Source organism: Tractidigestivibacter montrealensis (assembly GCF_024741235.1).
In the GTDB taxonomy this organism is placed as follows: Bacteria; Actinomycetota; Coriobacteriia; order Coriobacteriales; family Atopobiaceae; genus Tractidigestivibacter; species Tractidigestivibacter montrealensis.
The window spans coordinates 628,397-639,111 of sequence record NZ_JANSKA010000001.1 but is presented as its reverse complement, the minus strand read 5'-3'; the positions used below and the strand labels follow the sequence as shown (position 1 = coordinate 639,111).

Here is a 10,715-nt window from a genome sequence, read left to right as displayed (position 1 = left end):
GTCCTGCTAACCCAGACTTTCGTCAAACTTCTGTTGGCATTTTCGGCTGGATGCTGTAATATATCCCAGCACGCGGGCGTGGCGGAATTGGCAGACGCGTACGGTTCAGGTCCGTATGAGAGCAATCTCATGAAGGTTCAAGTCCTTTCGCCCGCACCATAAAATGCTAGAGCCCCTCTGCTGGTTTCCATCGGAGGGGTTCTTTTTATCATCGTCCGGCGCGAATCAGAAACGCGCCTTCCGGCGACGAAATATCGCCCAAGCGGGCGGTACATACCTCGCAGAAAAAGCGACACCGTCGCCCGCTGCTCCGGCGCCGCCGTTCTTCTCGGCCCCATTGCCCCATGAGGCTACTTGTCAGCGTCCTCGTCCTCATCCTCATCGTCGTCAAAGAGGTCCCAGTCGTCGTCGGACTTCTCGTGGTTGTAGTACTCCTTGCGCGTGCGGCGCTCAAGGACAAACGAGATGAGCAGGCATACCAGCATGCCGCCAATCACGAGGCACACCACGCCGGTCCTATCGCTGAAGAGCCAGGTGAAGAAGTCCATACGTAAGCCTCCCGGGCTTTGGGCCCGCAAGGGGCCAACGGATACCGCACAAGTATATACTTGGAGCGCCGCCGAGCCACAGTAGCGGCTTTGGCGCGCCGGACATCGCTGCGGCATATCGTCGCACATACGCAAGGGAGTTCACACATGCTCGACATTAAGTTCGTGCGAGAGAATCCAGACCTCGTAGACAAGTCCTGCGCCTCTCGCCAGAACGCGCATTGGGATCGCGAGCGCTTCTTCGAGCTTGACGAGGAGCGTCGCTCGGTCATCGCCGAGGTTGAGCAGCTTCAGGCAGACCGCAACTCCATCTCCAAGCAGGTGGGCCAGCTCATGCGCGAGGGCAAGAAGGAGGAGGCTGAGGCTGCGAAGGCCAAGGTCGCGGCCAGCAAGGACCGCATCGCCGAGCTTAACGACAAGCGCACCAAGGTCGAGAAGGACCTGTTTGACCTGGTTGCTGCCATCCCCAACATCCCGCACGAGTCCGTGCCGTATGGCGTCGACGACTCCGACAATCCCGAGGTCCGTCGCTGGGGCGAGCCCACGCAGTTCGACTTCGAGCCCAAGGCGCACTGGGACCTTGGCCCCTCCACTGGCATGATCGACTTCGAGCGCGGCATCAAGCTTGCCGGCACGCGCTTCTACCTGCTTGGTGGCGCGGGCGCCCTCATGGAGCGCGCGCTCATCAACTTCTTTATCGATACGCACGTGAAGGCCGGCTTCACCGAATGGTGGCCGCCTGTCATCACCAACTACGACTCCCTCTTTGGCACGGGTCAGCTGCCCAAGTTCGACGAGGACCTCTACCACGTGAGCGGCGGCATGTACCTTATCCCCACGGCTGAGGTCATGCTCACCAACATTCACAGGGACGAGATTCTCGACGGTGACAAGCTGCCGCTCTGGTACACCGCCTTCACGCCCTGCTTCCGCGAGGAGGCTGGCTCTGCCGGCCGCGACACGCGTGGCATCATCCGCGTTCACGAGTTCGACAAGGTCGAGATGGTCAAGTTCGCCAAGCCCGAGGACTCGATGAACCAGCTCGAGAGCATGGTCGCCGAGGCCGAGAGGTGTCTGCAGCTCCTTGGCCTGCCCTATCACGTGGTCACGCTCTGCACCGGTGACATTGGCTTCTCGGCCACCAAGTGCTACGACCTCGAGGTCTGGCTGCCCAGCTACAACAATTACAAGGAAATCTCCTCCTGCTCCAACTGCTGGGACTTCCAGGCACGCCGCGCGGACATCCGCTACAAGGACCCTGCGGAGTTCAAGGGCACGCGCCTGGTCCACACGCTCAACGGCTCCGGCCTTGCGGTTGGCCGCACCATGGCTGCCATCATGGAGAACTACCAGAACGCCGACGGCTCCATCACGGTGCCCGAGGTCCTGCGTCCCTACATGCGTGACATGGAAGTCATCAAGCCCCTCGCATGAGACAAAGCATGAGACAAAGGGACAGTCCCTTTGTCTCATTAGGGGGTGTCGTCTGGTGGCGGCACCCCCTCTTTTGTGCGCGGATGAGTTGAGCGCGCTAAGAGTTCTGCTGCGAGCTCTGCCACCCGCGGACCATGTTGGCGATTGCGTCGACGGCGGCGCGTCGCATGGCCGAGAAGGCGCTGGGACGCGCGGGGCTCCAGTCAACCGGATTGGCGCGGAGCATCTCACGCGCCTCCTCGATGACCTGCTGGCCGGTTCCCGCCTGGAAGGCGTCTGCGCCCGAGACGGGCAGGTTGACGTAGATGTCGGCGGCCTGCGCGTGCAGGCGGTCGAGCTGGTTTGCGCCGCACGACATGGTCCTCTGCGCGATGGCAAGCGGCTTGAGATCGTTGAGAGGCTCGAGCTGGCGAATCATCCCCACGCCCACCACCGCGTCCACAGAGTTTCTGTCGAACAGTGGCGTGGGGAGGTTCATGCGGCAGCCGCCGTCCATGTAGACGTTGCCTCTGTAGGTGGTTGGCGCGATGACCAGGGGGTATGAGGCCGAGGCACAGGCGCAGCTTGCCACGTCAAGGTCGTCACCCGAGACACAGGTCCAGCCGGCACCCGTGCTCTTGAAGAGCTCTGGGTCGTTTGTGAACACTGTGAGCTCTCCCGAGACAATGTCCACGGCAGGCATGGCGACCGGCATGATGAAGTCTGCAAAGGTGTGGATGCCCGCCTCGCCAAGGACGCCGCGGGCAAGCTCCTGCATCTTTTCTGATTCGACGATGCCGTTCGAGGTCACCATGTTGATCACGCGCAGGCGCAGGTTCTTGAGGGTGCCCGTCTCCACAACCCGGCGATCCAGCTCTACCAGCAGCTCAGCGACGCGCTCGGGCGAGAGGCCCGCCCCGACGAGGGCGGCGACAAGCGAGCCCATCGATGTGCCCGCAACTGCGCCAATGTTGATGCCCTCCCGAGCCAGAACCTCGACAACTGCGACTTCAGCATACGAGCGGAAGCCGCCACCGCAGAACGCAACGCCCACTCCGTCGACCTTGCTCATGCATTCCTCCGTCCCCAAGACAACCACGTTCTAAGGTACCCGGAGAAAACGCCCTCTGTAGCCTTGGGTGCATGCCGCTCGCCGAAGAGAATTGCCGGTGAATGACAGATAAGAACATATGTTCGCATTCTTGGCGCCAATAAGGTAGACTGAGTGAAACACACAATCCAAAGGGGAGGGGCAAAAAATGACAGCGAAGGACAAGCAGAAGAACGGGATGCAGGTTGTCGCCCGCGAGGAGCGGCTTGGGGATGTCTCCGTGGTCACGTCCGGCTACGCCGAGGACGGGTCCCTCATGGTAAGCGAGGAGGTTAGCGGCCCCTCCGCAAGCGTAGCGTATGGGGAGTCCTCGCATAAGGTACGTGTTGTCTTCTCGCCAGAGGCCATGGACGGACTTGACCAGCTTCTGGGAAATGGCGCCAAAGCAGAAGGGGAGATAAGAACCCATCTTGGCTCGTTCTTCCAGGGTGGCAGGCATGCCCTCGTCGACCTTATGGATCTTTGCGATGCCAAGGGCGTGCCGTACTCGTATCAGGCGCTAGGACCCGCCACGGGCGTGACGTATCGGCCCGCAGTAGAGGAGATTTAGGCTTATCGGATAAGAAAAAGGCCAGACGAGAAAAAATCGTCTGGCCTGCGCGTTCATGGTGCGCCGTATAGGATTCGAACCTATGACGCCCTGATTCGTAGTCAGGTCCTCTATCCAGCTGAGGTAACGGCGCGTGCGGTTAGATAATATGGCACGATTGCGGGCGCCAGTCAAGAACTTTTCTCTGCACACATACTTGTCGCAAAGCCGCCACATCCGTGGCCGGCAAAAAAGAGACCGAAGGCGCTGCCGCCTCCGGTCCCCTATGCTCACGTCCAAACTAACGGCCCTTGCTTGTGGGCCAAGCTCGTACGTCAATTCTCTGGCGGAGAGCTGGGGATTCGAACCCCAGATTCCCTTGGAGGGAATACTCGCTTAGCAGGCGAGCACCTTCGGCCTCTCGGTCAGCTCTCCGAACGTTGTGCCCAAGCATGATACCCCACAAAGCCGGCTTGTCACAACCCAGTTTTCCGAGTTGGGAAGTTCCTCAGCCGTTCCCCATCTCTTATGCGCGGCACGTCCTTGGAGGGAGGAAAGCCTCCATGCTTCATCACAATGTCATCGCGGTGATTGCGAAGCGTATTCCAAGAGAAGCGTGGCACAAGCTCGTCTGCCGAGACTTCCTCGCCCTTCTCCGCAAGCCCCACAAGCGAGGCGAGAAACCCAACAACCCGCCGGGAAGAGAAACCACCGTCGCGAATAACGCCAAGGTCAAGATCGTGGTCGCGCTTGGAGAGGCGCCTTCCGTCCGGATCGATGAGAAGGGGAACGTGTGCGTAGTTGGGTTCTTCAAAGCCGAGCAATCGTTGCAGGTAGATTTGACGAGCTGCGGACCCAAGAAGGTCGTGGCCACGCACTACTTGCGTTACCCCCATAAGTGCATCGTCAACAACAACTGCAAGCTGGTAGGCAATCACGCCGTCGCTCCTGCGCACCAGAAAGTCTCCGCACTCGCGCGCGAGCACCTCGGAGCAGTGGCCATAGACCTCATCGTCAAAGGAGATGATGCCCGCGGGGTCCTCATCGCTTGGCACGCGCAGCCTGGTAGCGGGCGGTCGCAGCCTGGCCTTTCTGGCAACCTCCTCGGGCGAGAGGTTTCTGCATGTTCCCTGGTACACATAGGTGCCGTCCGAGGCATGCGGCGCGGTTGCGGCATGCAGCTCGGAACGCGTGCAGAAGCATGGGTAGGTGAGCCCCTGCTCGCCCAGGCGCTTGATTGCCTCCGAGTACAGTTCTCCGCGCTCGCTTTGGAAGTAGGGACCCTCGTCCCAGTCCAATCCAAGCCAGTGAAGGTCATCCATCAGCAGGCGGGAAACCTCGCGGTCCTGTGCCCTGGGGTCGAGGTCTTCTATCCGCAGGACCATGCGCCCTCCTGCGCTTCTTGCACCGAGCCACGCCATAAGGGCCGAGAAGACATTGCCCAGATGCATCCGGCCAGAAGGCGTTGGCGCAAAGCGCCCTACCACCTGACGCTTGGCCGTGCGCGTGTTAGCGTCGAGCGAGGCCATCGTCGTGCTTGCGTAGTGGAGGTTCGCGCTAGCGCACATCGTGCTTGCCGTCCAGCCATGCGCCGTAGAGATACACCCGGAAGGGCTTCTCGTCGTTGGGGCCATCAAGCTCCACGGCCTCTTCTCCCTGGGGTACGCCAGGACACGCGGCCGCCTCCCTTGAGGCTATTCGCTCGAGCTCCAGATGGTCGTAGAAGCCAAAATCGCAGCCGTCATCCGTGGCGAGGAAGAAGCCCGGCGCGCTCTGAGCACGCAGGTAGTCAAGGGCGCCCGAAAAGAGCGTACGTCCAATGCCGTGGCCATGGAATGCTGGGTCAACGGCCAAAAGCGTGATCTCCCAGGCAGAGCGGGCGTCCCCGCGCTCCACAAGCTCCTGCGTGAGGGCTATCTCGGCGGTAATGGGGGCAAGCGCGAGGCCAATTCGCGGCTCGTCTGGGGTCCCCAACACCCAGGGTGCGTAGGCGCGCATGTGGTTGCGATACCAGAGGGCACCTGCGTCTGCGCGGGCCGTTCCAGCCTCCGATTGCGCGGGTCCGGCGGCGACGATGCCGGCAAAGCGGTCGCCGAGCATTGCCGCGCGCACATAGGTTGCATGCTCGAGGTGATGGGCAAGCTCTATCTTCTCGCAGAGGCCATCCCATTTGGCTGGCTCGTCGGGGTACCAGGTCTTTCCTACGAGCTTTGCAGCTGCGGACAACGCTCGTTCCGTTGGCTGCTCAAGTGTCAGCTCTTGGGTAAGCCTGGCCTTCCCGTCACATGTGCGTTCCTCACGCCACGCCATGTATGCACCTCTCTGAGTCTTGGGATTAGCTTCATATAGTGTCACATCTTCTCACAGTGCCGTTGGCAATGCATTGGGTACCATGCTCGTTGCGAGACCGCGGCCCTCTTGGCCGGCGCTCCTGATGGAATTCGGACGTTCGTGTATGCGGCGCGGGAAATGCGCCGGAAGGATGGCAACTATGAGTGACAAAGGGCCAGATCAGGACTTCACCCTGGGACGTCCAGTACTCGTATGCCGGTGGCGCTTGGCCTCAGGCAAGCTGCCCATGGAGAACCGTCACCTACGCGCGCTCTCTAAACGAGTGGTCAATGGCCGCGCGGTCTCTACACAGTTGGTTGCTTGGGCAAAGCAGCACATAGAGTGGACCCTGCAAGACGGCTCTGCCCGTAATCCGGACGGCGTCCTCATGCTTGTGCTTGACGACAAGGGCCAGGCGGCTATGACCGTGGGACCCTACGTACCCATAGAGACACCTACTGCATCCGTTCTCGCTAACCGTGCGCTTGAGGCATCGCGAGAGGCGGAGGAGACCGGCGTGGCACCGGAGACCCTGTGGGTGGTACGCGGAGACACGCTCGTCTGTGGAATGGACGCTTCGGCCGATGCTTCGGGTGCCGTTACGCTCGTACGAGACCTTGCCAATACAGTTGGCATTGCCGTTGCGTGTGAAGAGGGGGTTGCCCAGGGTCTTCTTGCCGGCACGCTTGCTTACGATGAGGTCTTTCTCGTCTCAGATGAGCATGGCATCGTGTGCGCCTCAGACGCTACCGGCCCGCGTGGTACCAAGCTTGCCGATGGCTACGCAAGGCTTCTCGACGCGCAAAAGAAAAAGCGATAGGTGCACCCCACATTGCGGTAAACGGTTCAATAATTGCGGTAAGCGGTAAGGGGGTTTGGCAAATTCCTGATATGCAGCAGCGGCGCCTCCAAAACCTACGAGGCGATACGGACCGCATCGCCCCAGTTCAATGAATCCCTAGTTAGAACAGGGTATTTAAGCCAACTTGAGCCCTGCTGTTCGATGACCTGCGATGCTCTCGTTGCTGTGTGAAGCCGGGTGTGTTGCGGTATCATAAAATTGTCTGGGTAACTGCTTTTCGCAGTTTTCAAGGCACAAGTCTCGGGGCCAGCCAGTCCCCGGGTCACAAAGTTTGGCAACTTCCGTCATGACGGCGGTATTGCTGAGAAGGAGAGGATATGGCGAGAAAATTCAAGTCGATGGACGGCAACGAGGCTGCGGCTTGGGTGTCGTATGCCTACACGGAGGTGGCGGGCATCTACCCGATCACGCCGTCTAGCCCCATGGCCGATCATGTCGACCAGTGGGCCGCCAAGGGCATGAAGAATGTCTTTGGTACTCCGGTGAAGGTCGTTGAGATGGAGTCCGAGGCCGGCGCCGCAGGCACCGTTCACGGCTCTCTTGGCGCGGGCGCCCTCACGAGCACCTACACCGCATCCCAGGGCCTGCTCCTTATGATCCCCAACATGTACAAGATTGCTGCCGAGCAGCTCCCCACGGTCTTTCACGTGAGCGCTCGTACGGTTGCTACGCAGTCGCTGAACATCTTTGGTGATCACTCCGACGTTATGGCTTGCCGCCAGACCGGCTTCGCCATGCTTTGCGAGAGCAACGTCCAGCAGGTCATGGATCTTTCCCCTGTTGCGCACCTTGCTGCCGTCAAGGGCAAGACCCCGTTCCTCAACTTCTTCGACGGCTTCCGTACCTCCCACGAGATCCAGAAGGTCGCGACGTGGGACTTCGACGAGCTGGGCGAGATGCTCGACATGGGTGCCGTGCAGGCCTTCCGTGACCACGCGCTCAACCCTGAGCACCCCCACGCCCGTGGCTCCCACGAGAACGGCGACACGTTCTTCCAGAACCGCGAGGCCTGCAACACCCTCTACGACGAGCTTCCCGACGTCGTCGAGGCCTACATGGACGAGATCAACAAGCGCATCGGCACGGACTACAAGCCGTTCAACTACTACGGCGCTCCTGATGCCGACCGCGTCGTGGTCTGCATGGGCTCCTTCTGCGACACGCTCAAGGAGGTCATCGACTACCTGGTAGCCAAGGGTGAGAAGGTCGGCCTGGTCGAGGTTCACCTGTATCGTCCGTTCTCCATCAAGCACCTCGTGGCCGTTCTGCCCGAGACTACCAAGAAGATCGCCGTCCTCGACCGCACCAAGGAGCCCGGCTCCGTGGGCGAGCCCCTCTACGAGGATGTCGTCTCTGCTCTGTACGAGGCTGGCCTCTCCAACATCACCGTCATCGGTGGCCGTTACGGCCTTGGCTCCAAGGACGAGCCGCCCGCGGCAGCATTTGCCGTGTACGACGAGCTCAAGAAGGACTCCCCCAAGCAGGAGTTCACCATCGGTATCGTGGACGACATCACCAACCTGTCGCTGCCCATGGATCCCGATGCCCCCAACACCGCTGCTCCTGGCACCATCGAGTGCAAGTTCTGGGGCCTTGGCGGCGACGGTACGGTTGGCGCCAACAAGAACTCGATCAAGATCATCGGCGACCACACCGACAAGTACGTCCAGGCGTACTTCCAGTACGACTCCAAGAAGACCGGCGGCGTCACCATCAGCCACCTGCGCTTTGGTGATTCCCCCATCCGCTCGCCCTACTACGTCACGAAGGCCGACTTCGTGGCTTGCCACAACCCCAGCTACATCGTCAAGGGCTTCAAGATGGTCCGCGACGTCAAGCCGGGCGGCACGTTCCTCGTGAACTGCCAGTGGGACGACGCTGAGTTCGCCGAGAAGATGCCTGCCGCCGGCAAGCGCTACATCGCGCAGAACAACATCAACGTCTACCTGATTGACGCTATTGACCTCGCCGCCAAGGTTGGCATGGGCAAGCGCACCAACACGGTGCTCCAGTCCGCGTTCTTCTCGCTGGCCAAGGTGCTTCCGCCCGAGGACGCCATCAAGTACATGAAGGACGCCGCGACCAAGTCCTACATGAAGAAGGGCCAGGCCGTCGTCGACGCCAACCACAAGGCCATCGAGGCCGGCGCCAGCGCGTACCGCAAGTTCGAGGTGCCTGCTGACTGGGCCAACGCTACCGACGAGCCCTCTACTCTCACCCTCGAGGGTCGCGAGGCCATCGTGAAGCAGGTCAAGGAGCTGCTCACCCCGATTGACATGATGGACGGCGACAGCCTGCCCGTCTCCGCCTTCGAAGATCACGCCGACGGTCAGTGGGAGCTCGGTGCTTCCGCATACGAGAAGCGTGGCGTTGCCGTTATGGTGCCGCGTTGGGATCCCACGAAGTGCATCCAGTGCAACACCTGCTCGTATGTGTGCCCGCACGCCACCATCCGTCCGGTTGCCATGACCGAGGAGGAGGCCGCTGCTGCCCCCGAGGCCATGCGTACCACCGACCTCAAGCTCCCCAAGGGCACCGGCTACAAGTTCACCATCGCCGTGTCCCCGCTTGACTGCATGGGCTGCTACAACTGCGTTGCCATGTGCCCCAAGAGCGACGTCAAGGAGGGTGGCGCCCTCACGATGGTGCCCCAGGAGGCCGAGGCCGATCAGGCAGAGGTCTGGGATTACGCCGTCAACAAGGTCACCGAGAAGAGCGAGCTTGCCGGCGATGCCAACATCAAGGCGTCCCAGTTCCACAAGCCGCTGCTTGAGTTCTCCGGTTCCTGCGCCGGCTGCGCCGAGACCAGCTATGCTCGCCTCGTGACCCAGCTCTTTGGCGACCGCATGTTCATCTCCAACGCCACCGGCTGCTCCTCCATTTGGGGCAACCCCGCGGCCACCTGCCCGTACACCACGAACGCCGAGGGCCACGGCCCCGCGTGGAACAACTCGCTGTTCGAGGACAACGCCGAGCACGGCTTTGGTATGGAGGTTGGCTACGAGGCCGAGCGTGACCGCGTTGTGGCCATGACCGAGGCCATGCTTGAGTCCGGCGCTTCCGACGAGCTCAAGACCGCTGCCACCGCATGGCTCGAGGCCCGCAACGACGCCGATGCCTCCAAGACCACGGCTGCTGCCTTCGTCAAGGCGCTTGAGGCTGCTGGTACCCCGGAGGCCGAGAAGCTCCTGGCCGAGAAGTCCTATCTCACCAAGAAGTCCTTCTGGATCTTCGGCGGCGACGGTTGGGCGTACGATATCGGCTTTGGCGGCCTTGACCACGTCCTGGCTCAGAACCGCGACGTCAACGTCTTTGTCTTCGACACCGAGGTCTACTCCAACACGGGTGGCCAGGCCTCCAAGGCCTCTAACCTTGGCCAGGTCGCGCAGTTCGCTGCTGCCGGCAAGACCACCAAGAAGAAGTCCCTCGCCGAGATTGCCATGAGCTACGGCTACATCTACGTCGCTCAGGTTGCCATGGGCGCCAACCCCATGCAGACCCTCAAGGCCATCCGTGAGGCTGAGGCCTACAATGGCCCGTCGCTGATCATCGGCTACAGCCCCTGCGAGATGCACTCCATCAAGAAGGGCGGTATGATGCACTGCCAGGAGGAGATGAAGCGCGCCGTCGATTGCGGCTACTGGAACCTCTTCCGCTTCGATCCTGCTGCGCCCGATGGCAAGAAGTTCGCGCTCGACTCCAAGGAGCCGAAGGGTGGCTACCAGGACTTCCTGATGAACGAGGCACGCTATGCTCGTCTCGTCAACGAGTTCCCCGGCCGCGCTCAGGAGCTCTTCGCCGAGAACGAGGAGGCCGCGATGGCTCGTTACGCGCACCTTCTCAAGCTTAAGGACATGTACGCCGACGCGTAGCGTGTCCATCTAGCAAGACTCGCTGCCGGCTTGTCCGTACAGCAAAGGA

8 protein-coding genes and 3 tRNA genes are annotated in these 10,715 nt (G+C 61.2%); 5 read left to right on the top strand and 6 right to left on the bottom strand.

All coding sequences use genetic code 11. From position 1 onward, the window contains the following. The first annotated feature begins 72 nt into the window (after window positions 1–72). A tRNA-Leu gene (locus NVS32_RS02790) sits at window positions 73–159 on the top strand. Window positions 160–350: 191 nt separating this feature from the next. Here NVS32_RS02790 and NVS32_RS02785 read toward each other — a convergent pair. Continuing rightward, entirely contained in the window at window positions 351–548 is a 198-nt protein-coding gene (locus NVS32_RS02785) for a DUF6724 family protein (RefSeq protein ID WP_258498552.1), read from the bottom strand. A gap of 147 nt (window positions 549–695) precedes the next feature. Between NVS32_RS02785 and serS the strand changes: the two genes are divergently transcribed. Then, window positions 696–1,982 (top strand): serine--tRNA ligase, encoded by a 1,287-nt coding sequence (gene serS / locus NVS32_RS02780; protein ID WP_258498551.1) that lies wholly within the window; start codon window positions 696–698, stop codon window positions 1,980–1,982. A 97-nt stretch (window positions 1,983–2,079) separates the two neighbouring features. Here the strand turns inward: serS and NVS32_RS02775 are convergent, their stop codons facing one another. After that, complete coding sequence (locus tag NVS32_RS02775; protein WP_258498550.1) at window positions 2,080–3,033, bottom strand: patatin-like phospholipase family protein; 954 nt, start codon at window positions 3,031–3,033, stop codon at window positions 2,080–2,082. A gap of 187 nt (window positions 3,034–3,220) precedes the next feature. Between NVS32_RS02775 and NVS32_RS02770 the strand changes: the two genes are divergently transcribed. After that, window positions 3,221–3,622 carry a hypothetical protein gene (locus tag NVS32_RS02770; protein WP_258498549.1) on the top strand — a complete coding sequence of 134 codons (402 nt, stop codon included), beginning with the start codon at window positions 3,221–3,223 and terminating at the stop codon, window positions 3,620–3,622. A gap of 56 nt (window positions 3,623–3,678) precedes the next feature. Here NVS32_RS02770 and NVS32_RS02765 read toward each other — a convergent pair. From NVS32_RS02765 to NVS32_RS02750, 4 genes are all read right to left on the bottom strand, one after another. Next, window positions 3,679–3,755 (bottom strand) — tRNA-Arg (locus NVS32_RS02765). 190 nt (window positions 3,756–3,945) lie between these two features. Continuing rightward, window positions 3,946–4,036: transfer RNA gene (locus NVS32_RS02760), tRNA-Ser, on the bottom strand. Between the two features lie 41 nt (window positions 4,037–4,077). After that, complete coding sequence (gene gluQRS / locus NVS32_RS02755) at window positions 4,078–5,130, bottom strand: tRNA glutamyl-Q(34) synthetase GluQRS (protein ID WP_258498630.1); 1,053 nt, start codon at window positions 5,128–5,130, stop codon at window positions 4,078–4,080. Between the two features lie 28 nt (window positions 5,131–5,158). Then, the gene (locus tag NVS32_RS02750; RefSeq protein ID WP_258498548.1) at window positions 5,159–5,911 is read right to left on the bottom strand and encodes a GNAT family N-acetyltransferase; all 753 of its coding nucleotides are present in this window, start codon (window positions 5,909–5,911) and stop codon (window positions 5,159–5,161) included. A 181-nt stretch (window positions 5,912–6,092) separates the two neighbouring features. On the opposite strand from NVS32_RS02750, the gene NVS32_RS02745 reads away from it, so the two are divergent. Together NVS32_RS02745 and nifJ are read left to right on the top strand one after the other, a co-directional pair. Further along, window positions 6,093–6,752: a hypothetical protein gene (locus tag NVS32_RS02745; protein ID WP_258498547.1), complete on the top strand. Its 660-nt coding sequence runs from the start codon at window positions 6,093–6,095 to the stop codon at window positions 6,750–6,752. Between the two features lie 359 nt (window positions 6,753–7,111). Then, window positions 7,112–10,666 carry a pyruvate:ferredoxin (flavodoxin) oxidoreductase gene (gene nifJ / locus NVS32_RS02740; protein WP_258498546.1) on the top strand — a complete coding sequence of 1,185 codons (3,555 nt, stop codon included), beginning with the start codon at window positions 7,112–7,114 and terminating at the stop codon, window positions 10,664–10,666. The last annotated feature ends 49 nt before the right edge of the window (window positions 10,667–10,715 follow it).

Bases quoted from the DNA above. Each gene is read 5' to 3' on its own strand.
- NVS32_RS02785 (WP_258498552.1), bottom strand. From the start codon at position 548: ATGGACTTCTTCACCTGGCTCTTCAGCGATAGGACCGGCGTGGTGTGC.
- serS (WP_258498551.1), top strand. From the start codon at position 696: ATGCTCGACATTAAGTTCGTGCGAGAGAATCCAGACCTCGTAGACAAG.
- NVS32_RS02775 (WP_258498550.1), bottom strand. From the start codon at position 3,033: ATGAGCAAGGTCGACGGAGTGGGCGTTGCGTTCTGCGGTGGCGGCTTC.
- NVS32_RS02770 (WP_258498549.1), top strand. From the start codon at position 3,221: ATGACAGCGAAGGACAAGCAGAAGAACGGGATGCAGGTTGTCGCCCGC.
- gluQRS (WP_258498630.1), bottom strand. From the start codon at position 5,130: ATGGCCTCGCTCGACGCTAACACGCGCACGGCCAAGCGTCAGGTGGTA.
- NVS32_RS02750 (WP_258498548.1), bottom strand. From the start codon at position 5,911: ATGGCGTGGCGTGAGGAACGCACATGTGACGGGAAGGCCAGGCTTACC.
- NVS32_RS02745 (WP_258498547.1), top strand. From the start codon at position 6,093: ATGAGTGACAAAGGGCCAGATCAGGACTTCACCCTGGGACGTCCAGTA.
- nifJ (WP_258498546.1), top strand. From the start codon at position 7,112: ATGGCGAGAAAATTCAAGTCGATGGACGGCAACGAGGCTGCGGCTTGG.